Origin of the sequence: Ornithinibacillus caprae (assembly GCF_009728145.1) — a bacterium.
In the GTDB taxonomy this organism is placed as follows: Bacteria; Bacillota; Bacilli; order Bacillales; family Amphibacillaceae; genus Ornithinibacillus; species Ornithinibacillus caprae.
On the sequence record NZ_WOCA01000003.1, the window covers coordinates 173,272 to 197,299 of the forward strand.

Annotated in this window: 31 protein-coding genes and 2 other annotated features; of the genes, 4 read left to right on the forward strand and 27 right to left on the reverse strand. The window is 36.3% G+C overall.

The features are described 5' to 3' along the window. Positions 1–42 precede the first annotated feature (42 nt). The 4 genes from GMD78_RS05925 to GMD78_RS05935 are packed head-to-tail and all read right to left on the reverse strand — an operon-like array spanning position 43 to position 1,900. Positions 43–1,035, reverse strand: coding sequence for a phosphotransferase enzyme family protein (locus GMD78_RS05925; RefSeq protein WP_155667902.1), 993 nt, complete (start codon positions 1,033–1,035; stop codon positions 43–45). Positions 1,036–1,051: 16 nt separating this feature from the next. Beyond that, the gene (locus GMD78_RS05930) at positions 1,052–1,492 is read right to left on the reverse strand and encodes a DUF1572 family protein (protein ID WP_343042161.1); all 441 of its coding nucleotides are present in this window, start codon (positions 1,490–1,492) and stop codon (positions 1,052–1,054) included. After that, positions 1,456–1,593, reverse strand: a complete 138-nt coding sequence (locus tag GMD78_RS21830) for a hypothetical protein (protein WP_343042148.1) — start codon at positions 1,591–1,593, stop codon at positions 1,456–1,458. The genes GMD78_RS05930 and GMD78_RS21830 overlap by 37 nt, the downstream gene beginning before the upstream one ends. A 13-nt stretch (positions 1,594–1,606) precedes the next feature. Beyond that, complete coding sequence (locus tag GMD78_RS05935; RefSeq protein WP_155667903.1) at positions 1,607–1,900, reverse strand: hypothetical protein; 294 nt, start codon at positions 1,898–1,900, stop codon at positions 1,607–1,609. Between the two features lie 209 nt (positions 1,901–2,109). On the opposite strand from GMD78_RS05935, the gene GMD78_RS05940 reads away from it, so the two are divergent. Together GMD78_RS05940 and GMD78_RS05945 are read left to right on the forward strand one after the other, a co-directional pair. Then, the gene (locus GMD78_RS05940; RefSeq protein WP_155667905.1) at positions 2,110–2,730 is read left to right on the forward strand and encodes a TVP38/TMEM64 family protein; all 621 of its coding nucleotides are present in this window, start codon (positions 2,110–2,112) and stop codon (positions 2,728–2,730) included. A gap of 113 nt (positions 2,731–2,843) precedes the next feature. Next, positions 2,844–3,752: a GNAT family N-acetyltransferase gene (locus GMD78_RS05945; protein ID WP_155667907.1), complete on the forward strand. Its 909-nt coding sequence runs from the start codon at positions 2,844–2,846 to the stop codon at positions 3,750–3,752. 55 nt (positions 3,753–3,807) lie between these two features. On the opposite strand, the gene GMD78_RS05950 is transcribed toward GMD78_RS05945, so the two are convergent. The 15 genes from GMD78_RS05950 to GMD78_RS06020 form a co-directional block, all read right to left on the reverse strand. After that, positions 3,808–3,972 carry a hypothetical protein gene (locus GMD78_RS05950; RefSeq protein WP_196493743.1) on the reverse strand — a complete coding sequence of 55 codons (165 nt, stop codon included), beginning with the start codon at positions 3,970–3,972 and terminating at the stop codon, positions 3,808–3,810. A 72-nt stretch (positions 3,973–4,044) separates the two neighbouring features. Then, positions 4,045–4,818, reverse strand: a complete 774-nt coding sequence (gene trpA, locus GMD78_RS05955) for a tryptophan synthase subunit alpha (protein WP_155667911.1) — start codon at positions 4,816–4,818, stop codon at positions 4,045–4,047. Then, positions 4,811–6,013 carry a tryptophan synthase subunit beta gene (gene trpB, locus GMD78_RS05960; protein ID WP_155667913.1) on the reverse strand — a complete coding sequence of 401 codons (1,203 nt, stop codon included), beginning with the start codon at positions 6,011–6,013 and terminating at the stop codon, positions 4,811–4,813. Before trpB ends, trpA begins: the two co-directional genes overlap by 8 nt. After that, the gene (locus GMD78_RS05965) at positions 6,003–6,626 is read right to left on the reverse strand and encodes a phosphoribosylanthranilate isomerase (protein ID WP_155667915.1); all 624 of its coding nucleotides are present in this window, start codon (positions 6,624–6,626) and stop codon (positions 6,003–6,005) included. The genes trpB and GMD78_RS05965 overlap by 11 nt, the downstream gene beginning before the upstream one ends. Further along, positions 6,623–7,408, reverse strand: a complete 786-nt coding sequence (trpC, locus tag GMD78_RS05970; RefSeq protein WP_155667916.1) for an indole-3-glycerol phosphate synthase TrpC — start codon at positions 7,406–7,408, stop codon at positions 6,623–6,625. The genes GMD78_RS05965 and trpC overlap by 4 nt, the downstream gene beginning before the upstream one ends. Positions 7,409–7,414: 6 nt before the next feature. Continuing rightward, positions 7,415–8,434 carry an anthranilate phosphoribosyltransferase gene (gene trpD / locus GMD78_RS05975; RefSeq protein WP_155667918.1) on the reverse strand — a complete coding sequence of 340 codons (1,020 nt, stop codon included), beginning with the start codon at positions 8,432–8,434 and terminating at the stop codon, positions 7,415–7,417. After that, positions 8,406–9,020: an anthranilate synthase component II gene (locus GMD78_RS05980; RefSeq protein ID WP_155667920.1), complete on the reverse strand. Its 615-nt coding sequence runs from the start codon at positions 9,018–9,020 to the stop codon at positions 8,406–8,408. The genes trpD and GMD78_RS05980 overlap by 29 nt, the downstream gene beginning before the upstream one ends. Continuing rightward, positions 9,017–10,420 carry an anthranilate synthase component I gene (gene trpE, locus GMD78_RS05985; RefSeq protein ID WP_155667922.1) on the reverse strand — a complete coding sequence of 468 codons (1,404 nt, stop codon included), beginning with the start codon at positions 10,418–10,420 and terminating at the stop codon, positions 9,017–9,019. The genes GMD78_RS05980 and trpE overlap by 4 nt, the downstream gene beginning before the upstream one ends. A 106-nt stretch (positions 10,421–10,526) precedes the next feature. Beyond that, positions 10,527–10,818, reverse strand: a binding site (T-box leader). A gap of 42 nt (positions 10,819–10,860) precedes the next feature. After that, positions 10,861–11,114 (reverse strand) — a binding site (T-box leader). A 128-nt stretch (positions 11,115–11,242) separates the two neighbouring features. Beyond that, positions 11,243–11,626, reverse strand: coding sequence for a hypothetical protein (locus GMD78_RS05990; protein WP_155667924.1), 384 nt, complete (start codon positions 11,624–11,626; stop codon positions 11,243–11,245). Positions 11,627–11,654: 28 nt separating this feature from the next. Beyond that, positions 11,655–12,182 (reverse strand): DUF4269 domain-containing protein, encoded by a 528-nt coding sequence (locus GMD78_RS05995; RefSeq protein ID WP_246187577.1) that lies wholly within the window; start codon positions 12,180–12,182, stop codon positions 11,655–11,657. Then, a complete protein-coding gene (locus tag GMD78_RS06000; RefSeq protein WP_155667926.1) occupies positions 12,182–12,640 on the reverse strand; it encodes a helix-hairpin-helix domain-containing protein in 459 nt (152 codons plus the stop codon). The genes GMD78_RS05995 and GMD78_RS06000 overlap by 1 nt, the downstream gene beginning before the upstream one ends. Further along, positions 12,637–13,263 (reverse strand): hypothetical protein, encoded by a 627-nt coding sequence (locus GMD78_RS06005; protein ID WP_155667928.1) that lies wholly within the window; start codon positions 13,261–13,263, stop codon positions 12,637–12,639. The genes GMD78_RS06000 and GMD78_RS06005 overlap by 4 nt, the downstream gene beginning before the upstream one ends. 112 nt (positions 13,264–13,375) lie before the next feature. Beyond that, entirely contained in the window at positions 13,376–13,849 is a 474-nt protein-coding gene (locus tag GMD78_RS06010) for an 8-oxo-dGTP diphosphatase (protein ID WP_155667930.1), read from the reverse strand. An 18-nt stretch (positions 13,850–13,867) separates the two neighbouring features. Next, positions 13,868–14,389: a GNAT family N-acetyltransferase gene (locus tag GMD78_RS06015; protein WP_246187587.1), complete on the reverse strand. Its 522-nt coding sequence runs from the start codon at positions 14,387–14,389 to the stop codon at positions 13,868–13,870. A gap of 109 nt (positions 14,390–14,498) precedes the next feature. Beyond that, a complete protein-coding gene (locus tag GMD78_RS06020) occupies positions 14,499–14,687 on the reverse strand; it encodes a hypothetical protein (protein WP_155667932.1) in 189 nt (62 codons plus the stop codon). Positions 14,688–14,923: 236 nt separating this feature from the next. On the opposite strand from GMD78_RS06020, the gene GMD78_RS06025 reads away from it, so the two are divergent. Continuing rightward, positions 14,924–15,364: a cell wall hydrolase gene (locus GMD78_RS06025; RefSeq protein WP_343042150.1), complete on the forward strand. Its 441-nt coding sequence runs from the start codon at positions 14,924–14,926 to the stop codon at positions 15,362–15,364. Between the two features lie 61 nt (positions 15,365–15,425). Here the strand turns inward: GMD78_RS06025 and GMD78_RS06030 are convergent, their stop codons facing one another. The 8 genes from GMD78_RS06030 to GMD78_RS06065 form a co-directional block, all read right to left on the reverse strand. Further along, positions 15,426–16,622, reverse strand: coding sequence for a hypothetical protein (locus GMD78_RS06030; RefSeq protein ID WP_155667933.1), 1,197 nt, complete (start codon positions 16,620–16,622; stop codon positions 15,426–15,428). 62 nt (positions 16,623–16,684) lie between these two features. Further along, on the reverse strand, positions 16,685–17,602 hold the full coding sequence (locus GMD78_RS06035; protein ID WP_155667934.1) for a sensor histidine kinase: 918 nt from the start codon (positions 17,600–17,602) through the stop codon (positions 16,685–16,687). A gap of 21 nt (positions 17,603–17,623) precedes the next feature. Then, positions 17,624–18,373, reverse strand: coding sequence for an ABC transporter permease (locus tag GMD78_RS06040; protein WP_155667935.1), 750 nt, complete (start codon positions 18,371–18,373; stop codon positions 17,624–17,626). Continuing rightward, positions 18,366–19,289, reverse strand: coding sequence for an ATP-binding cassette domain-containing protein (locus tag GMD78_RS06045; protein ID WP_155667936.1), 924 nt, complete (start codon positions 19,287–19,289; stop codon positions 18,366–18,368). Before GMD78_RS06045 ends, GMD78_RS06040 begins: the two co-directional genes overlap by 8 nt. Before the next feature lie 120 nt (positions 19,290–19,409). Further along, positions 19,410–20,102, reverse strand: coding sequence for a response regulator transcription factor (locus tag GMD78_RS06050; protein ID WP_155667937.1), 693 nt, complete (start codon positions 20,100–20,102; stop codon positions 19,410–19,412). Between the two features lie 221 nt (positions 20,103–20,323). Further along, entirely contained in the window at positions 20,324–20,596 is a 273-nt protein-coding gene (locus GMD78_RS06055) for a hypothetical protein (RefSeq protein WP_155667938.1), read from the reverse strand. Positions 20,597–20,696: 100 nt separating this feature from the next. Beyond that, positions 20,697–22,211, reverse strand: a complete 1,515-nt coding sequence (locus tag GMD78_RS21545) for a hypothetical protein (protein ID WP_246187578.1) — start codon at positions 22,209–22,211, stop codon at positions 20,697–20,699. After that, entirely contained in the window at positions 22,204–22,758 is a 555-nt protein-coding gene (locus tag GMD78_RS06065) for an RNA polymerase sigma factor (RefSeq protein ID WP_155667939.1), read from the reverse strand. The genes GMD78_RS21545 and GMD78_RS06065 overlap by 8 nt, the downstream gene beginning before the upstream one ends. A 295-nt stretch (positions 22,759–23,053) precedes the next feature. Between GMD78_RS06065 and GMD78_RS06070 the strand changes: the two genes are divergently transcribed. Next, entirely contained in the window at positions 23,054–23,920 is an 867-nt protein-coding gene (locus tag GMD78_RS06070) for an AraC family transcriptional regulator (protein ID WP_155667940.1), read from the forward strand. Positions 23,921–24,028 lie beyond the last annotated feature (108 nt).

The window sequence follows — 24,028 nt, forward strand, 5'->3', positions numbered from 1 at the left end:
TGTCGAATACGGACTGGTGACAGGTGCCTTCTCATCTACTTTTTAATGAATATCAACAATTGCTTCGTTACTTTCGATCCGTTTTTTAATTTCCTCTAATAGCTTATTGATTTCTTCATTGCGTTCTTCAAGAGGAATCTTCTTATACAGAACAGAATACAGTGTCATATCTCGCAATCGTAAAAATAATGGTAATTGTTCCTTCCATTGCTTAGGCGGTTGACTTTCCGTTTTATATCCTTCCATAAAGGATTTCATAAACATATTGGCAAACGCATTTCTCTCATTCTTATTTCCTTGTGGATAGCGATACAAAGCCGAATAGTATACAGGAATTGCGATATCTGAGCTAAACCATAGGTAACAACTGTCATCAAAGTCAAAAACATGAATTTCCTCACCGTCAAAAAAGAAGTTTCCTGAATGTATATCTGAATGAATCAACCCAAAATTATCGCTGTTTTTCGGAAGAGTAGTTAGTTGATTAACTAATTCTTTGGTATGTTGAATAATCACTGTATCCTGTGCTGGTACATAATTCTCAATCTCCAGTAAATCATCTTCATCCCAGGAAGCTCTTCTTTTTATGTTTTCAGTTAGTGTATATTTTTTGGTTGCATGATGCATCCTCCCAATAGTTTTTCCCCATGCAAAAAATAACTTCTCATTAAACAGTTTACTAGTGATCTTTACTGGCTCACCTATTACTTTAGAAAACAGACTACAGTAAAAAACACTCCCATCCGCAGCGTTGATTGCTTCCACCATTCTTCCATTTTTGGATTCATATGCTTTTGGAACGTTAACCTGTTCAAAATGTAAAAAATTAATCCAATCTAACTCAGCTTTTATTTCATCCTCACTTCGGTGAGTGCTATGGGTAATCCGTAAAATATATGGCATATCGTTTCGATAAACCTCAAATACATAATTCTCAAAATCCCCTAGTTTTCGATACTCGGGTCGTAATGTGAAATGTGATAGTGCTTCCTCCATAATTTCTTTCGATAAAAGTTGTTCTACTGCTGGTTCCATATTCTACACTTCTTTCCTAATCTCTTTTTTTATTTGTTGCTATTTTTCTATTAAATTCTTCTGAACCATTTTTAGGAATACTTAAGATCGTCCAATCCTCATTTTTAATTTGCTTGCCGATGTATAAGATTTGTCCTAGATGGTAACTGATATGTGCTATTTCTGTTTGGATTGCTTGCATAACATTCATTGGCTGTTGCCTTAATGTTACAACTTTTTGCAAATCCTCCGGTTGAAGGCTTTCAATCGTATTAAAAAGTAATGCCCACCCCTTGTCCCACCGTTTCATCAATTCTTCCTTTGTCTCATATTCATCGATAAATTCATTATCTCTATTTCTATAGGATTTTTCTCCATCTGTAGTTAAAAAATCAACCCATCTTGAGGACATATTACCACTTAAGTGCTTTATAATTATTGCTACAGAATTAGATTCCTCGCTCGGTTTAACATGTATCTCTTCTCTGTAAGCTGTTCTATACCCATTTCTGCACGCTTTTTAAAATGTCTAAATTGCTGATTAATTAGATGAAGATATTCATTTTCTAAATTACTCAAACCATCACCACCTTTATATTCTCCGTTTATATTGAATAAACTCTACGATAATTGCTACGATCAATGAACAGGAAAATGTAATAGCAAGTATAATAATTGCTACCATATCAAAAATCCCTTCAAATGCATGGACTTGATATGGTATAAAATTTAGTTTGATTATAAAAAATACAAGTCCTAATAAAGAAGCAAACGCTGGTATATATTTAACTAATCTACTCGATACCCTTCTTCCTAACAGATAGGTGAGAAAAGCCATACCCCCCATTAATACAATACTTAGCACCACTACTAATCCAATACTCATCAAAATCCCCCCTAAGTTTACAATCACTTCAATATGCATATCTAATTCGACAACTAACTATAAATTCCCTCTTTTCTAATTTGTCGGTGCCTGTCACTTGTCGAATATCGACAAGTGACAGGCACCTGCAACATTTTTGGTTGTTTGGATATGCTATATAAAAACTGTTTGTGTTAATGATCGATTAGAGAGTTGAGTGAGTAGGTATTATGATCTATCGAATTATTTTTATTGGCTTAGTTTATGGCAGCATATTATTTATTGCTTTCTTGTATCGAGAGCCATTACTGCTATGGTTGAATCAAAGTAGTCTTGCACAGCTTCCAATCATGTTTCTTTTGGCCATTTTATTTAGTACCATTCCCATCGTTCCTTTTACAGTCTTCGCAGGATTAATGGGGGCAAAATATTTTGTATGGATTGGAGCTGCGATTAATTGGACCGGATCGGTTGGAGCTGCTGTCATATTTTTCGTCCTAGCACGATACTTTTTTGTGGAACAGTTTCAGAAATATATATCCAAGTATGATAAAGTTCAAAAATTTGATCGGATTATTAGCCAAAACGCTTTTATTGCTATTTTATTTACACGAATGATCCCAATCATCCCAACACCAGTCGTAAATATATATTCCGGAATTAGCTCGATGCTGTTCCGACAATATATTGCTGCAACAGCACTCGGACAAATCCCCGGAATGATTGTGTATGCTTATTTAGGGAATCAACTATTTACTTCGCTTTGGGCATTCTTCATGGGAATCCTAATCTATGTCGGCTTCATCCTCCTAGTCATCCCAATTTATCGGCGTTGGAATAAAGCTGGGTAAATGTCCTTTGTCGGTGCCTGTCACTTGTCGAATTTCGACAAGTGACAGGCACCTTTTAATACGTTTATAATGAATGTGCAGAATTTTTTAAGAACATGGGGAGTGAGTGCAATATGGAGAAAACAATCCGAGTATTAACTAGTAAAGACTTTCCCTATTTAAAGGAAATGAATACTGGAATAGAAGATGATTATGTCATCCGGATTTTTGATAGACTATCAACAGAACCCAATCGTCTTTATGGTTTATTTATAGAAGATCAATTAGTTAGTTTAGGTGGAATTTCGATCTATATGAATCGTTATGCCATGCTAGGGAGATTGCGTAGTGACCGTAGATATAGAGGAAATGATTTTGCAACGAAACTAATGGCTTTTATGATGAATGAAGCCTTTCAAATAGAAGGAATTCAGTGGGTTGGAGCCAATACGCAAGAAGAAAATATTCCAGCTAGACGTGTGATGGACAAAATTGGCTTATCAGCATATACGATGACTCATGGCGCACTAACAGAAGATACAAGTATACTTCAAACAGGTGGAAAGCTTTGGACCCCAATTCATAATTTAGAGAGAAAAAAAGAATGGGTAGACAAAGTCTATGTGCAGCAAGCGGCTGTTTTTCCTTTTGAATGTTATTATCCTTTCCCTGCTTCAGAAGCGCTATTTTCGGTTGAAAACCTGCTGGAATGGTCCTTTTATGAAAATGAAGACAAAACTAGATTTCTGATAACAAAACCCGATCAGAAAAAATACCGTTATCTACATGCGGTATATCCATGGAATGACAAAACCGAACAACCAGGACTATGGGAAACCATTTCTGCTGATTACCAGGATCTAGTTCAGCAAACAGCAGATGATAATGAAGTGGAAACATACATATGGATGGATTTAACGAAAGAAGAAGTCGAATTACTTCCAGCTAATCATCCATTTACATTACCATCCCCATGGATCCTGTATGGCATCACTAAACAAGAATGGCAGAAAACTAAGGAAACCGTAGCAGTAGAAAAATAGACAGGTGCCTGTCACTTGTCGAATTTCGACAAGTGACAGGCACCGCGTTTCCGCTTCACTTCTTCTGGGTCTGTTGCGCTGTAGATGTTTGTGCCGTGGCCTCCATTTGTTTTGCTAGCAGTTCTTTTGCTTCATTATAAGAAAGTCCTGAGTTTTGATTGAGACGCTTTACTTCCTCAATGTCCGTCCCTGCAACGGTACGATTATTACCATCAGTCATATGGATACCTCCATTCCATTTTCCTTTATTTTGTACGAAATCGATGTATCTATCCTCCTGTCCTAACATCAATCACAGTGCGGATCGCACTAATTCTCTAATTTCATCCAATCTCCCTGCTTCCCATAATGAAATAATTTTACTGCCCACAATCACGCCATCACATATTGCACCAATTTCTTTTACTTGTTCTGGTGTTGAGACCCCGAAACCTGCTAACACTGGTGTATGGCTATACATCATGATCCGTTTAATATACGAATCCAAATCCTCCCCAACATTCGTCCGCTCTCCAGTGATCCCATTGACTGTTACCGCATATAAGAAACCCTCCGAAGCTTCGGCAATCTTCCTAATCCGTTCTTTTGGACTTGTTAAGGTGACTAATTGAATAAACGCTAGCGAGTTTTCCTTTAGCTGCCCCAATAATATCCCCGACTGTTCGAGTGGTAAATCCGGTACAATAATCCCACTAACTCCAGCAGTTCGAGCATCGCTAGTGAATTTCTCAATTCCATATTTATAAACTGGATTTAAATAGGTCATTAAAATCAAGGGCACCTCGACTTTATCCTTAATTTCCGCTAAATAATCCAAAACGACTCGTAATGTAGTGCCATTTTCCAACGCACGTTTCCCCGCTTCTTGAATCGTTGGACCGTCTGCTACCGGATCCGAAAAAGGAATACCGAGTTCAATTGCCGTTACACCTGCCTCCTGTAAAAATAATATTTTTTCCTCTAGTGATTCCATCCCGCCATCCCCAGCCATCAAGTATGGAATAAATGCTTTTCTCCCTGCTGTTTTCACCAGCTCAAAGGCAGCATCTAATCTCTGTTTACTCATCTCTTTCCCCTCCTAATGCAGCTTTTATCGTTTCCACATCCTTATCCCCTCGTCCAGACAAGCAAATAACCAATGCTCGATCTCGATTCATTTTTTCAGCTAGTTTCATGGTATGAGCAATGGCATGCGAGCTTTCCAATGCGGGAATAATCCCTTCTGTATGGCATAATAGCTGGAAACCCTGTAATGCTTCATCATCTGTAACAGATGTATACTCCACGCGACCGATATCCTTTAAGTAGCTATGTTCTGGTCCTACTCCAGGATAATCTAGCCCTGCTGAGATTGAATGTGCTTCTTGTATTTGCCCATTATTATCCTGTAGCACATACATCATCGCCCCGTGAAGCACACCAACAGTACCTTTCGTAAGGGATGCAGCATTTTCTTCCGTATCTAGCCCATTGCCAGCTGCTTCTACCCCGTACAACTTTACTTCCTCATTCTTCACAAACGGATAGAACATACCCATCGCATTACTTCCACCGCCAATACATGCGACAACTGCATCTGGTAATCGACCTTCCGCTAAATAAAACTGTTCCTTAGTTTCTTTGCCAATCACACTTTGGAAGTCACGTACCATCTTAGGGAATGGATGTGGTCCTAATACGGAGCCAATAATGTAATGGGTATCCTCGACATTGGTAACCCAATATCGAAGTGCTTCATTTACCGCATCCTTCAATGTTGCACTTCCTTGGCTTACTCCAACAACCTTTGCTCCTAATAATTCCATTCGAAAAACATTAAGCTTTTGGCGGCGAATATCTTCTTCGCCCATAAAAATAACACATTCCAGATTTAACAATGCACACACTGTTGCTGTAGCAACTCCATGCTGTCCAGCTCCCGTTTCGGCAACAATTTTCTTTTTCCCCATTCGTACTGCTAGTAGTGCCTGCCCAATGGTGTTGTTAATTTTATGTGCACCTGTATGATTCAAATCCTCTCTTTTCAAATAAATCTTTGGACCACCTAAATGATTGGTTAAATTTCCCGCATAATATAATGGATTTTCCCGTCCAATATACTGCTTTAAATAATAGTTTAAGCTATTCATAAATTCCGGATCCTGTCTTGCACTGTCATAGGCCTCTTCTAATTCGATCACTGCTTGCATCAATGTTTCTGGAACATAGCGACCACCATACATTCCGAATTGTCCAAGTTGATCTGGAAAATTATACATCATACGTCAACTCCTCATTTTTTGCTGCCCTAATAAATGCCCTTATCTTCTCTTTATCCTTTACCCCATCTGTCTCCACACCACTCGAAACATCAACAATCGCTGGGTTTATTTCCCTCTTTGCAGCTAAAATGTTATTTGGGGTCAGACCCCCAGCTACAATCACTTTTTCCCTCGGAATCTCAATTCCTGCTAAGAGTCCCCAATCAAACGTCATTCCGCTTCCTCCTCGATATTTTCCACCTGGACTATCGAATAAATAGTAATCAACCTCATACGTTTTTGGTCGATGAATATCCTCCGCAGATCTGATTGGAAAAGCTTTAATCACGGGAACCGGGATCATGTTACAAAATTCCGGTGTCTCATCCCCATGTAGCTGAACCATATCTAATCCCACATTTTCCATAACAGATAACACCTCATCTAATGTCGGATTAACAAAAACCCCCACTTTCTGCACATATTTTGGTACATAAGCTGCAAGCTCTTTTGCTGTTTCCATCGATATTTTCCGCTTACTCTCTGCAAACATGAATCCAAGATAATCTACTCCTGCTGCAACTGCACCTTGAACGGTTTCACTATCCTTTACACCACAAATTTTTACCCTCATGCTTTTTCACCTTCCCATGGGACCATAAATTCGTTCATTTTTGTTTGAATATTTTCAGCCCGCATCAACGTTTCTCCTACTAAAATTCCCTTTACACCTGCACGCAGAGCTCTTGAAGCATCATTCCCTGTAACGATTCCACTCTCACTGATTACAAGAACCTCCTCCGTGTTTATCCGCTTTGCCAACCTTTCCGTAACCGCTAAACTAACATCAAATGTTTTCAAATCCCGATTATTAATCCCGATAATGCCAGCCTCCATTTCTAGGGCAACCTGCAATTCTTCCTCATTATGAACTTCTAGTAATACATCTAACTCCTGATATTTAGCATAAAAATATAATTCTACTAATTTATGCTTAGGGAGTGCAGCTACAATTAGTAAAATAACATCTGCTCCACATTCTTTTGCTCGATCGATTTGAATTGGATCAATGATAAAATCCTTACATAAAAGGGGCACATCTACTACCTCTCGGACAGCTTGTAAATCATTCATTGAACCTTTGAAAAACGGAGTATCTGTTAGTACAGAAATGGCACCCGCACCAGCCTCCACATATTTTTTTGCCTGTTCAACTGGATTAACTTCAGTTTGAATATCTCCCTTCGATGGGGAGGCTCGTTTTATCTCTGCAATCACATGTAAATGCTTGTTTTTTACGAATGTATCGTATAATGATCGCGGTTTATGGTACCTTCTCTCGAACAGCACTCCCTCTGCATTTAGTCGAGCTACTTCTTTCTTTTTTTCTTTCAAAATATCATCTAATATCGTCATCTTTCTTTACCCCACTTTCCGTTGATTGCTATACGCAACTAAATAATTTAGTTTTTCCAAAGCAGATCCTGATAAAATACTTTCACGTGCAAGATCTATGCCAGCCTGAATCGAATTCGCTTTTCCATGTGCAAAGACTGCAAGCCCCGCATTCAATAATACCGTCTCAAAATATGGGCCTTTTTCTCCATGCAATACATCCATTAAAATCCTGGCATTGTCCTTTACATTTCCACCTCTAATCGCTTCAAGCGGATACCTAGTAAGCCCCACTTCTTCTGGAGCAAGTGTAAACTCAGTAATGTTACCTTGATCCAATAAAACAATGTGATTATCGCCGGCTAGAGAAGCTTCATCCATATAACCAGCTCCATTAACAACAATGGCACGTTTTCTTCCTAGTTGATGGAGAGCTTTTGCCATCATGTGAAGTCCTTTTCGTTGATAGATTCCTAGCATTTGTGTTTCTAATTCAACTGGATTGGTTAATGGTCCAATTAAGTTGAAAATGGTAGGAATCCGCAATTCCTTACGTACCTTCATGATTTGCTTTAGGTTCGGATGAACATGTGGAGCAAACAAAAATGCAATCCCATTCTCCGCTAATAACTCCTCTACTTCGTCTGCGGAAAAATCGAGTGATACACCTAATGTTTCTAGTACATCTGCACTCCCTGTTTTACTCGATACACTTCGATTCCCATGCTTCGCTATAGGTACCCCTGCCCCAGCAATAACAAAGGCAGAAGTGGAGCTTATATTAAAACTGTAGGACCGGTCTCCACCTGTTCCACAATTATCCATTACTCCTGGAAATTTCTTTTGAAATGACAAGGCGTGATCCCTCAGTACTTCTACAAGACTAGCTATTTCCTCTGGTGTTTCTCCTTTTAATGACAGCCCCATTAACACAGCAGCTATTTCACTATCTGTCGTAGATTCATGGAAAAGTAATTCGGCTGCTTGTTTCATTTCTATACTTGTTAAATCTTCTCCACTAGCTAATTTCTGTAGATATGTTTCCATGACTTACCGTCTCCTCTCGTATACATTGTAAAAAGTTTTTTAACATCATTTTTCCAGTTGGGGTGCCAATTGATTCTGGATGGAACTGTAACCCAAACAATGGATAGGTTCGATGCTGAATCGCCATAACTTCCCCATCATCCATCGATATCGCTGTAACCTCAAACGGAGGAGGTACATGATGTTTATCTATCGTTAAGGAATGATAGCGCATGACCACCAGTGGAACAGGCATATATTCAAAAAGTCCTTCCCCGTTATGTTTTATTTGTGAAGCTTTCCCGTGCTTAATCTTCTTCGCTTGTTGAATTGGCGCTTCAAACGCAGCCCCAATTGCTTGATGTCCTAAACAAATACCTAAAATAGGGGTCACCTGATAAAAGGATTGAATAACCTCGACACAAATACCAGCATCTAAAGGATGACCAGGACCTGGTGATAAAACAATTGCATGCGGACTCATTCGTTTGATTTCCTCCACCGTAATATCATCATTTCGCTTTACAGTGATCTCTGCTCCTAACTCCCCCAAATATTGATACAGGTTATACGTAAACGAATCATAATTATCGATTAATAAAATCATCCTTTCACCTCCAACAGTGCCTTCGCTTTATGAATCGTTTCCTCGTATTCATTCTGTGGAACAGAATCAAGCACAATCCCCGCTCCAGCTTGAACATAAGCTGTATTTGCTTTAATGACCATGGTTCGAATCGCTAACGCAAAATCAAATTCACCTGTAACATTGATGTAACCAACTGCCCCTGCATACACCCCTCTTTTCGATACTTCTAATTCATTGATGATTTGCATGGCACGAATTTTCGGAGCACCAGATACTGTTCCCGCTGGTAAACAAGATAGTAACGCATCTAACCGAGATACATTTTTGCGTAGCTTTCCTTTTACTTCGGAAACGATGTGCATAACATGTTTATACCGCTCCACCGTTAAAAACTTGGTAAGCTCCACACTTCCAATCTCACAAACTCGCCCTAAATCATTTCTTCCCAAATCTACTAACATCCGATGCTCAGCAAGTTCTTTTTCATCAGAAAGTAAATCTTTTTCTAACTGTTGGTCTTCTTCCTCTGTCATCCCACGTCTACGAGTTCCCGCAATTGGATTCGTTAACACGTGTTCTCCTTTAACTGATACCAGACTTTCAGGAGAAGCTCCTAATACCAAATAATCATCAAAATCGATATAAAACATATATGGAGAAGGGTTCGTCCTTCTTAGTTTGCGATAGAAGGAAAAAGGACTACCTTTAAATTCTGCTTGTAGGCGTTGGGAAAGAACGACTTGAAAAATATCACCTCTTTTTATATGTTCTTGTGCCTTCTTTACCTTCTCCTCAAATACTGCTTTTTTAATAGTCGAATGGAAAGAGCTTGTATTTGCAATTTCCCTGGAAAATTCCTGCTTAGACGGTGTCTTGAGGTCTTCTTCCATTTGGTGAAGCTTCTTTGCCATTTGCTCTTCGGTTCCATTTCCAGATAGGTCAAGGAAAACAAGATATATTTTTTGTAATTGGTGATCCATGACAACCACTTGCTCGTAAAACATCAGATGTGCATCCGGCATTTCCATATCATCAGCAGGAGTCCCACCAATATTTTCATACTGGCGAATGGCATCGTACCCTATATAGCCAACACCTCCTCCATAAAATGGAAAGGGTAATGACCTATCAAAACTACTCAAATGTTGGTGAATAGCATCTATGATCGTGAGTTTTTGTGTACACCTTACTCCTTCTTGAATACGATGAATCTCACATTCGCCTCCAACTGCTTTTAACTCTAGGTAAGGATCGCTTCCAATAAAGGAATATCGACCAGATTTCTCATGCTTTAATGAGCTTTCTAATAAAAATTTGCGCTTGCCTGACAGTCGATGAAAAATGGAAATTGGTGTTAACGTATCACCTTCCATTTCCTTTACTTTTAATGGATTGGATTTAACTGCCCTTGGATCCATGTCATTTTCCCTCCTTATTTTTTATGGTGGAATCCTTGGATTCCCTAAGTAAAATACAAAGTTACCTACAAATAAAAAATCCCCCAACTACACAGAAAACGTGTAATTGGAGAACGGAGTCGCCGCGGTGCCATCTCACATTAGATTGAAACAATCAATCTCTCTTCTTCGGGACGAGAATAGTAGTTATCTTTGGCAGGGGATAATTCCTGATCTGCTTAGAAAATTTCTGATACCCTATCCTTTTAACGGTGGAATTCCGAGCTTCCCTACTTATTAGTTGTTCAAAAAGCCTCTCATAAGTCCATTCGGTACGTCCTATCATGCTAAGCTCTCACCTACGCCTAGCTCTCTGTAATGAATCAGACATACGTACTACTCTTATTTAACGATTTTGATATGAAGTTGTGTTGGTAAAAAATACAAAAAGGGTTCCTCATCCAAAGGACGAGGAACCCGTGGTGCCACCTTCATTAATTGCAAATTGCAATTCACTTTACGTATATCTACACTATAGTAGCTTTAATATACGTCTCTTGTAACGATGAGATATTCGCCAAAGCCTACTATCAATTGCTTGTGTTCGGTTTAGAGGCTCCGAAGGCCATTCACTCTCATGTTAGCACTGATTTGCACCAACCACCAGCTCTCTAAAGCTTCCATAAAAGCTACTCTTCTTCTTCAACACCCAATATTCATTTTTCGAACAATTTTTATTGTTTACTATAATAAAACGATAAAATAAAAAAGTCAACACCCTTTTTTGTTTTGAAAGGTGCCTGTCACTTGTCGAAATTCGACAAGTGACAGGCACCTATCGAATTAAACATATTCTTCAAAGCGTTTATGAAGCTGGGTAAGCTCTTCTTTGGTTATCCAGCTGTGTTTGATTCTTGATTTCTGTCCATTTTTTAAAATTAAATCTGTAAATCTTTCTTTTACTTCATGCTTTTCAATTTGCTCTAATGATATTTCCTTCTTACCAATTAATCTTCTAAAGATAGTTATCGTTTTATTACTTACCACTAGATATGGCACCTTCGTAATTCGAATGTAAGTGACACCTAATACCGTGTTAATTACTGCTAAAAGTAAAGATAAGAAAGAGCCACCAAGTGATACATTTAATAAAAATAAAACAGCCAGCAGTAACCATATGTAGCCAATTTTATCCCATCTTGGTTGATCCGCAAAATTAATATTCATAATCCCTACCTCCCTCCTTTTAGCCTTACTAAATGATCCCCTTTTTCTTTCCAAATTCTATTAACCCTTCATAAGGATCTCCGACTATTCCAAGAACCTCACAAAAAGCTGGTTCCGTCTTGATACCTTGCTTCTTTAATTGAATTACTTTTTTTCTTAAACCAGGCACCTCTTCTAGTAGTACCTTTTCAATGACCATATGCAAGTATGCATATTGTTTTTCTACCGGCTGCCTCTGTCCAAATAATTCATATTCCATTCCTAGATCTGTAAAATTTGCTTTAATAATTGGTTGATTTCTTATCGTTTTACGTTTAATTCGAAAACCCTCAAGGTCCCCATAAAGTACTTTAACCTTCTCTTCAAATCCATTAAAATCATAAACTTCTAAAATAATATCCATATCCGATCCATCCACATCAATCCCAATCGGAAACGTCCCACAAAGGACCGGATTGTACTCTGATAAATCGGAAATTATTTCCAGGTGCCTGTCACTTGTCGAATTTCGACAAGTGACAGGCACTCCCCGATTTTTCTTTTGATGATCCATCATCATTCATACCACGCTTTCTGAGGGCGGTTGGCTGGGTATCCTACGGTTTCTCGATATTGCTTTCTTTCTTCTGTGAAATCAAACCATTGCTTTGTGCAACTAGGATCATTAGCATAGTGAATAACACAACGGATTTGATCTTCTACACAACTGTCTGTCCATACACCTAATTGCTGCTCTAACTCGTCCAGCAATGCTGCTCCATCTTTATATTTAATATCCTCTAAAGAATACATATGCAGGTGATCCACTAATTTTTCCGCTAATTTATTTCCAATAGATGGAACTGATTGAAATTCAGCAAGTCCCTTTATGCTCCTTGCTCTCTCCCTTGAAACCTCCAACACTTGAACCAGTTGCTCTATACTCAGCGCTGCAACATCTCTCAATTTAATTTTAGCTTTACGTAATTTTAGTTTTTCTTCATCAGTTAATGGTAATTTTGGATTAGAGCTCATAAACGGTCCCCTTTCTTTCGATAGGATATAACGACCCCTTTGCCTGTCTTTCCTATCTGTTTCTTATAATTAAATAAAATTGATGCATGTACAATTCGTTTATATTGCTTTCTTTTCTTCAATACCTTACTACGGTCGATAAAAAGTAGTGAAAAAGCCTCCCACAGAAAGATCCATCCACCGACAGTTAAGCTTAAAATAAAAAGCTTCCACAAGATTTCATCATGCTGTAATGTCTGAAAAAAAATTGATGGAACAGTGAATAAAAAAGAAACGGATATATATAAAACCATTCGTTTTCGTTTTGTTATAAATTCATTATCCAGCAAAAAAAGTTGAAAACTAAAATAGTTTCTTATTCCTTCTTCTATTTCCTTTTCCATCCTAACGTCTTTTATCTCATCTGCCATATTAAATTCTAACGCAATTTTTTGATGAGAAGGAATGTCATTCATACAATCCTCTAGAAATGATTTAATATTAGCATTTAAATCAATTATATTATATACAGAAGGTTTTAAGGATGTAAAAACATCATGATACCCTTGAACAGAAATGTCGATCATATAGTCGCCTGTTATTGGATCAATTGTGTAAAACTGTTCTAAAAAGCGATGCTTCATGTAATCCCTCCCGTTCTTCATAAAAGAACCCTACTTACATGAATACACAAATCTTATCGAAAATATGACGGTGCCTGTCACTTGTCGAATTTCGACAAGTGACAGGCACCACCTAAGTTTTCTTTATGTAGGTTGCTTGTGGACTATTTGTTTGTTCACTCCATACGGTTTGAACTTCAAAGCTTTCCGGCTCAAAGAACAATTCAAACCGCTTGCGAATATCTTCTTGCATCGGCAAATTTTTTGCTTCTTCAATTTTCACCCAATGCAACTCCCCTTCAGGTGGATCGTCCAGCAATTCCCCCGAAAAATGGTTCGTCCAGTAATTCATCATGATGTATCGAGCACGAATAGTGGGATTTACAAACTCCGAAATCCCCTTAAATATAAGATTTCTAACTTCAAGCCCAGTTTCTTCTTTCACTTCACGAATAGCCCCATCAACAAAGCTTTCAGGAAACTCCACCTTCCCACCTGGAGGAAGGTAGCCCTTAAAATGATCATGCTGTCTATTCATTAATAACACTTCATCTCCATCTTGGATCATGACAACGGTCCAAAATTTATATTTTACTGCTTGATTCATAACATACTCCTCTACTAATCACACAGAAATCTGATATTTACTATGCTGTCCATAAATAGATGCAATTCCTACTAGCTCATAATTTCTTTGATAATAATCATTTAAACCCTTATTACTCGCTAGACAGTCAAAACGGACATATTTCTTCTGCTGTTCTTTCACATATCCTTTTGCCCATTCCATTAATGTTTCACCTATATTTCTACCTTTTAAATCACGATGCACAACGATTCGATGTAAATATACCACATCAGAGTCATGTGCTTTGTCTCCCCAAATATCACAATCCCATTCATTCGGACTGTCCTCAAGTGTAACAGACGCAATTACCTTTCCTTCTTTTTCTACAATGTATGTAGTTCCGTTTTCGATCGACTCAATAACCTCAGCTTTATTTCCATCCAAATCATGAATATAGTAATCCCACTGTGTCGTATTTTTTGTCTGTAGCCATTTAGCTGCCTGCTGTAACAATTGTAAAACATGATCTAGATCTTCATACGTAGCTTGTCTGAAATTCAATTTCTCCTTCTCAATCATTAACTTCAATGACTATCAACTCCACTTCCCATGATATTTTTCAATAGATCTCTCCAATAATTTCTATATCTCTCATTAGAATAACCTAACTTTGAAAATCTTCATATGACTACTTATCCTTTAATTCCCTAACTTCTTCTTCCAATCGTTCAACCCTTTTTTGCAAATCATGATTGGAGACATTCTCACCTTTTGACTGATTACGTTTAATAACGATACCGATAAACCCAATAAATCCTATAAAGACTACTGAGAATAGGACTAAAATAATAAAAGGTAAAAGATCAGAAAATTCCACCACACCACCTCATTAAGTTTCAATTATTTTCCTATAAATAGTAACATAATTCTAACTAAAAGTTATCTAATGATTAAAAAAATTCCTAAGAAAGTGCGCATGTATTCCGTTAAACAGGAACTAAAATAGTTTAAGTCGATTATGATTTGAAAAATAAAACATTTTACATAGTTAATTACACAAAGCCTACATTTTTATAGACTTTTTTCATACAATTCTTGTAGAGGTGATGAAAAGTGGCAAGAGTAAAATATACGGACAGTGACGTTGCGTTAATGGCTAGGATGATGAGGGCAGAAGCAGAAGGTGAAGGTAAACAAGGGATGCTTATGGTTGGGAATGTAATTGTAAATCGAGCAAAAGCTGATTGTTTAGATTTTGTTGATGTAAGGACAATACCGGAAGTAATTTATCAAGTGCAAGGTGGAAATTATTCGTTTGAAGCAGTGCAAAAAGGCAACGTTTTTTATAACAGAGCAAGAAGTGTAGAAAAAAGATTAGCCAAACAAACCTTAGACTTTTGGAGAGAACATCCTTCCAAATACTCTCTTTGGTATTTTAATCCATATGGTGAGTGTCCACCTACCTGGTACGGCCAACCATTTGCGGGACCATTTAAACAACATTGCTTTTATGAACCACAGGCTAATACATGTGAAAGTGCTTATAGATGGTAAAAAGATCTCCACAGTCTGTGGAGATCTTCTACTTTAATCATTCAACTCGCCACTAGCCCTGTTACAAGGTAATATAAAAAGCACCCTCGTCTTCCAATAAATCACCTTGTATGTATCCCATACCTTCAATATAGATGAAAGCATTTCGCATAATTGGCTTTTTATCTAACACCAAATGTAATTTATTGATAACATTAAATTTTTCATGATAATGAGCGATAACAGGCTGTCTAATATGGTATTCCTTATTGTTCATATGAACAGTAAGGAATTTTTTATGTAATTGCTTATTCCTTTCTACGATAACATTCATTGGGTCGAATCCTTTAGAAATTATATCACCTAAAATAAAAAGGTGATGACCCTGTTTATGTTCGAATTGATTAAAAATATCTGATTTATCCTTTTTTATGCTATTAATAATGGATAATGTCTCCGTGCTAATTTCTACATCATCGATTTCATCATAGTCCCATTCGACTTCTTCTTTTAAAATGTCATATAGAGGTTTGTCAGAATCAAAAAAGGTCTCTTTCCAGTTAGGAGAAACTTCATCTAATAATAAGCAGATAAACAATCCAGAACTATAACAACTTTTTCTAAGCAGCTTTGAAGATTCTCTACGGTCAATTAAACTCTTACTATATTTTCTTAAAACGTCATCGTATGTATAAGTGCTAATATGTGTATATGCATGTAATTCTACATAATAAGCTGGTCCTTCTACTGTTTCAATAGAAAGCTCATAATCCAAAAATTGATCGATGAAACCCCTTCGATTTTCTCTTAGGCAAATAAACCTTTTTAGATTACTAACTTTATCTTCTTCAGAGGACGATATAACAGCATTATAAAGACAACTTCTTTCTCGATTACGAAGTTCCACATTTTCATTTATTAATGGATAGGTCATTCCTAGCATTTCATTAGGAAACCTTTTCTCTCCCTGAAGGTGTTGAAATCCATGAAATAACTCATGAATTACTATTGAATATATACTTTCCATATCGCTATAATGATCTAAGTTGACTATGGCAGTTGGATAATCTTCATATAAAATTAGCGTATCAGCTCCATTGAATTGCTCATTCCGCTTTAAATAATAGTAAGGCTTACTACTTTGAGTTAGAAACTTGGGATGATTATACAGATAAATCCCTTCTGCATCATATAGCGCAATGGCAACTAACTCAAAGCTTATCCAATACGAATTGACGTTTTGGTTTATTTTGTCGTAGAGATTAGTTAGATGTAACATGCGATCCCCTCTTTACTTAAATTTCCAATAATTTAAGTATAGCTTTATTAGCTCGAGTACCGCTACTCTTTAATTGTTTCATTCTTAATATCCCATTCACACTTCATCATTAATTCTTGTTCTTTTAACTCGGCAGTAATACTACCGTTCATTTTTTCCATCAATCCTTTAGCAATTGGTAAGCCTAATCCAGTTCCTTTCCCCATTCTAGTCTGGTCCGCTTTATAAAACCGATCAAACATATGAATTGCATCTTGTTCACTAAATGAATGAACTGAATTACTAATCTTCAGTTGAATGGATCTATCACGTTTCTTAAGTTGAATGGTTATATCTCCACTGGAATATCTAATTGCATTCAACACTAAATTTTCAATAACTCGTTTAACTGCAGATGGGTCGACCAACATTATTATATCGCTTTTTGGAATATCGATCGTTGGTTCTAGGTTACTTTTATTAAATTCTTCATAAAAACCCAATAGCACCTCTAATACTAAATCGTTAATTGTAACTCTTTCCATTTTCAATGGATAATCAACTTGATCTATGATCGATAGTTCGAAAAAATCCTCGAGTAGAATCTTTAATCTTTCCGCTCCATGTTTAATGGTTTTTATGTATTCTTTTCTCATTTCAGGACTTATTTCATCTGATTCTAAAAATTGAATATATCCTAGTATAGAGGTCATTGGGGTGCGAATATCATGTGAAATATGAGATATTGCCTGTTTTAACTCGTTTTCAGTAGCGCGCTTCTCTGCTTTTACTTTTTTAGTTAAATCAATTTGGTTATTTATTTCCTTAGCAAGTTCCTCAAAATCTTTATCTAGATAGCTAATATGTATTTTCTTTGCTGTTTTATTATCGTTTAATTGATTGAGTTGCCGGGCTGCACTTTTCACTTCCTGTTTGAGTAGGTAAAAACGAGTGAGGACATATACCAATACTATTAAGACAGTTATCAATAGATAGAGCATACACCTCACCCACTTTCTTTGTTACTTAATTTCTTTTCTTTGAAAAATAAAGCTTCCTATTACTCCAAATGCTATAAAAGTTACAATCGGAACAACCACAAGCGATAGTACGTCACTACTTTCTAACCTGTTAACAATAATAATGTCGTATACTAACTTAAATATAGAATGATTAAGAATTGGTTCAAAAAAAGGCACTCTTGCTGCTAAAACTTGCAGTGGCCAATCAACGAATATAAAAAACATTAGAAGAAATCCAATCGTTTTCCCACTGTCGGTGAATAGGATAGAAAAAACTGCCATGATGGAGGCAAAAGCTGCCCCATACAAAATAATTAACCCTGTAGTTTGTAAATAAAAAGTCCATTCCGGCATATCTTGAAAACCAAAATAAATGGAACTTACACCAGTCATAACAATCGGTAATATTAATGATATGATAATGGTTCCAATCGAAAATATCATAAGTTTTGCAAAATATATACGTAACCTACTATTACCAGAAGAAGCGATGCTTTTCATCGTGCCCATGGAATATTCACTTGAAATAAAGAAACCCGCTAAAATACTTGGAAGCAGTTTTACGATATTAGCATGAACGCCTAGAACATTATCCAAATAATAAGCCTTCACAGTAGGCAGACCAGAGCTACCATTATCAAACTCCAAAAGAGGAAATAAAACTGCAATACCTATTAATATCCATGTTAGGAACCGAAATGACCGATCCTTTCTTAATTTATACCATTCCGTTTTCATTAAATTACCCATGCTGTACCCCTCCAATACGATTACTAAAGAAGGATTCCAAATCTTCACCCTTTGGCATGAATTCTTCGATTACTAATCCTTCATTCGTTAATACTTTAGAGACTTTTCCTGGTACATCTACATAGGCAAATAACTTAATTATACCATCTGGCATTACTTCGAATTCTTGCGTTGATAAGTGACTCTCGATAATAGTTGTCGCTTTGGTTGGGTTATCTACTTTAATATGCAAGTATTGCTGACATTTTTCATTAAGTTCTTTTGCTGATAATTGCTCTAATAATTCTCCATTATGAATAATTCCATAATGAGTTGCTAGTAAATGAAGTTCACTTAAAATATGGCTTGAGACTAAAATTGTAATACCGTACTCTTTATTAAGCTTCTTTAATAATTCCCGTACTTCGACTACTCCCATAGGATCTAGTCCATTTATGGGCTCATCAAGAATCAGGAATTCAGGATCTCCTAATAAAGCTATTGCAAGCCCTAAACGCTGCTTCATTCCTAAAGAAAAATCTTTAGCTTTCTTTTTTCCTGTATCCTGTAATCCTACTAGTGCAAGCGTATTTTCAACACAATCCTTCCCTGGTATACCCTTTAAAAGCCGATGTGCTTCTAAATTTTCAGCAGCTGTCATTTGCGGATATAAAGCAGGACCTTCAATAATTGTTCCGATTCGTTTTCTTGCTTCGATAATCATTCGTTCATTGTTTTCTCCAAATAATTCAAATGTACCTGTTGTTGGATTCCCTAAACCTGTTATTAAACGAATTAACGTTGATTTTCCAGCACCATTTTGTCCAATAAAACCATAGATAGCCCCCTTTTTAATAGCCATACTTACTTTATTAAGTGCCATTTTATTATGATATTTCTTAGACAATCGGTTGGTTTTTAAAATATACTCATTCATCAAGGTTTCCCTCCCTAAATCATCATCTACTGCATGTACAAAAGGATTAACCTTTTTAACACTCTTTTTACTATAAGAAGAGAAACATAAGAAAGTCTTAAGATAAACCTTAAGAAAACCTTAAGTTTTAAGTCTATATCCCAATCCCCAAATCGTTTCAATATACTCTTCATTTGGATTTTCCTTCGAGAGCTTACTCCTGATATTACTCAGATGTACATTAATTGTATTGTCATCTCCATAAAACTTCTCATTCCAGACACTCTCAAATAAATTAGCCTTTGTGAATACCTTATTTGGGGATGACATCATCAAGAATAATATCTCATATTCCCGCGCCGTTAATTTGAGCTCATTTCCATTCACCTTCACTATTTTTGCTTCTGTATCCATGACAATATCTTTATGATAAATCTCATTATTTAAAGGAACATAGGAAATAGGACGATACCTTCTTAGACAAGAGTCAATTCTAGCAGAGACCTCTTCAATATCGAAAGGTTTTGTAATATAGTCATCTGCACCAGCCCTTAAGGCACTAATTTTCGTTTGAGTTTCAAGTTTAGCAGAAATAACAATGACAGGTACATCACTCTCTTTTGTTACCTTCTTTAAAATCTTCTCACCAGACAAACCTGGAAGCATTAAGTCAATTAAGACCATATCCCATTTGTGACTTTCTAGATAGATGATTGCTTCTGTCCCCGAATAAGCAGGCTTCGGTGTATAGCCATTTTTGCTAATAATATTACAAAGTAATCGATTAATATCTTCATCATCTTCAACTATTAAAATATTTACTGATTCACTCATTTTATTCTCCTCATAATTATTAACATTATCATTCATTGAAATAAGTTCCGTGTCAAGTAATGAATAACAAAAAGGTGAAAAGAAGACATGCATCTTTAAAAGGCCAAGGCCGTCACTTATATCCTTATAAAAAATAAACTCACACTGTGCATGTAAATGCTGTGCGAGTTTATATGCGAATATCAACCTAGTCTTTATAAAATATCCCTTAAAAATTCCACTTATAATACATCATTATTATTTTGCTGTGCTTCCTTCACTTGTTGTCGAATGTCGTGAAGCTCTTCGTACGCTTGTTGGAACTGCGGATTCTCTGTTGCTTCGGTCCCAGCCTGTTGAGCTTTCTCGAGAATTTGCTCTGCTTGTTGCAATTGTTGTTCAGCTTGTTCCAGTAATTCAGGATTAGAACCCTTTGCTTGTAGTACAGCTGCTTGAGCATCTTTCACTTGCCGGCTCGCATGTTGTAATTGATCATGTAAATTCCCATTTTCCATAGTAATAACCTCCATTCTTTTTCCATGAAAATCTCTAATTATTCTTCCTTAGATTTTCCTGCTACGTATGTTTACATACATACTACAATGAAGCATATAATCACTCGGAAATATGACCAGTCTCGATCAAATCAGCAAAATTACTAATATTTATTACAGCTTTACCAAAAGGTGCTGCACTATTCCATCCACCCTCTAGTTCTTCTTTAGCTTCTTCTAAATAGGAAATGGTTTCCTCTGCCCATTCCTTGATAGGTTGGTATTCCTCAGCATATTTCTTGATATCATATAATCTTTGTAAGATACCATTGATAGATCCAACAGCTTCAGAAGTAGCCATTTTTTCTATATCTATATAATTGTAGGTATTCACATCATTAACAAATCCAAGAATAACACCTATATATTGTTCTTCTGTCGGCTCTTCTGGTCCTCTTTCGGGGGAATAAGCCCTACTAATAACCCCCTTTTGTTGTTTTGAAAACTCATACCCATTTTCATACAATATCCTTGAATTTGTCTCCTCCACAATATGATCTTTGGGTAATTCATACCCATCAATAATTCGCTTAATCTCATTGTATGGTGACGGAAGTAGTAATTGATCAAGCCGTTCTATTAAATCTGTAGTTAATTGGCCGTTTTGTTGCTCATCCGAACTTTCAATGATTTTAAGAGATATGTCATGTATTTCATCTAATGTATCCTTCACAAATTTATCTTTGGCTTGCCCTTTGAAATAGATGGAGTTGTCACTAATAATATAAGCCATATGTTCTTCATAACTTTGACTAGAATAAAAGTTCAAGGACTCATTCACATTAGTCAACATTTTTATTGTATCTTCTATCCAATCTTGCATCGAAACATATTCTAGGGACCCCTGGTGCTTAACATTTTTTTTAGGATCTCCCGTTCGATCATCTGTATCCATAATTTCTTCTGTACCGTCCTCCATTACAAATTTTACTTCCACATTCTCTTCTTCACTGATCGCATACCAAAACCGTTTATTCACCTTAATATCGATTATTTTTGCAGCAGCTTCCCCTGCAAACACAGAAGCAATATCATTTTCACCATTGTCATTAATTGTCCCAGAATAGATATACGGTTCTTGATTCATAGCCGACCATTTTAGCGGAGAATCCCAACTTGCACCTCTTGTTTGCTTCCATTCCCACTTTCCATTCAATTTTTCAAAATAAGCAATAAAAATTTTTTCGCCCTCATTACTACCCTCTGTAAATATAGTAATGCCGTCATTCTCTTTTACTACATTACGTTCGGTATGCATAAGAGAGTAGGAAATCCAATCTTCATCCGCGTGCATTTCCTCCATCTTTTTATAAAAATAGTCCTCGAGTGTTTGTTCCTTATGAATACCCGTCTTCTCTTCATTATGATCAAGTGGTTCAATAGAAGATAAAATTAACAGAGAAAAAATAATCAGTCCTGCGAAACTTCCAACATATGCCCAAAGTTTACCATGACCTTTTTTAATCGATGATTTATTTATTTTTTTCATAATTGCTGCTCGATCAGTTCGTGGAGGGATATTATCATACGAATCACGTAATTGCTTCATTTTAGAATCTAAATATTTCTCATCCATGAATATTCCCTCCCTTAGCGATTTCACCTTCTATTTTTGTTGCTAACAGTTTCTTCCCTCGCATTAACCTTACTTTTACAGTAGACAGCTTTTCATTTGTAATTTGTGAAATCGCTTCATATGTAAAATCATGAAAATAATAAAGTACAATCGGAATACGATACTTTTCATCTAGTTGCTGAATATAACCATGCAAAATTTGAGAATCTTCATTTTCCAATACTTGTTCTTCTACATTAATTGGAAGTGTATTTTTATTCTCCTGTCTTAACCTTGAAAACTTGTTCATCCAACTTATGTGCTTTCTACTGTGATCACGAGCAATATTTAATGTGATTTTATATAACCAAGAGGTAAAAGACCTTCCATCAAATTCATCTATGAAACGATATAATCTTATAAAAACTTCCTGAGAAACGTCGGGAATGTCATCATATGGAACACCAATTTGGTAGGCAAACCGTTCAATAGTAGTGCCGTAATGTTCGATCAGTTCTTCAAATGCGTTCGTATCTCCATCCCTACAAGCTCTAATTAGTTCATCCATTGAAGCCCTCCCCCTCTGATTGTGTAACGTAATGTGTATTGAAATTGTTACATATTTTTTTTAATTTTTGTCTCTGTTAGTGATCTATGTTGATATTTAAAAATGTGAACTTACACTCTATAATACCAATAACCGTTATCTACCATCATACATGACTAGGATAGAATGGTATGAAATGATTGTTAAGTAGCGATATAATAGTCATGATAGACAGATTCCGATAAACTCCGTATCTAAAATATCGAGTAAAATATGAAATTTATCGTTAAGATGTATTTGTAAAGGAGGGAAATGAATGCTACAAGAATTCAATCTTTTAATGGACTACATTGAAACACATTTGACGGAAGAAATCTCTGGAAAAGATATATCCAAAATTGTAGGAATATCTGATTATCACTTTAAAAGAATGTTTTCGTATATGGCAGGGATGTCATTGAAAGAGTATATTAAAAATAGGAGATTATCCGTTGCCAATGTTGAATTAATTAACGGAGCAAAAGTTACAGATATTGCCTATAAATATGGGTTTCAATCTATCGAAGGATTTTCAAGAGCCTTTCGTGAGTGGAGTGGTTTCTTACCATCCGAAGTTTCGAAAAACAAAATTCAAAAATCATTTCCTAAATTTACATTCTATATGGATATAAGAGGAGGAATATCAATGGAATTCAAAATTGAAAGGAAAGAGAAATTTAATATAGTAGGTGTATCGAAAAGAGTGCCAATTCAATTCGAAGGTGAAAATAACGCTATCATTGAGCTAGCCCAGACAATTACCGAACAACAAAGATATGAAATGCATCAATTAGCTGATTTATATCCTCATCAAGTCTTGAATGTATCTTATGATTTTGATGATGGTTTCTTGGAAGAAAAAGGCTATTTAACCCATATGATTGGTTTTGCAACTACAAAAGAAAATCCATTCGATGATTTAGAACAACTTTCTATTGAAGAAAGTTTATGGGCAATTTTCCCTAATCAAGGACCATTTCCAGCTACGCTTCAAGAAACTCACGCTAAAATTTATTCTGAATGGTTGCCTTCTTCTAGTTATGAAGTTAAAGATATACCTGGGATTTCTTTCACAAAGTACAATGATTCTTCAGAAAATGTATATAGCGAGATTTGGATGCCAGTAAAAGAAAAAAATAATTAGTGATAAAACAGAAGTGTTATTCGGTTAAATCTTCATTTATTAGAAAACTTGGCATTCGCCAAGCCCTTTATGACGTACTTTCCTGTCTGACAATACTAGACCAGTTAG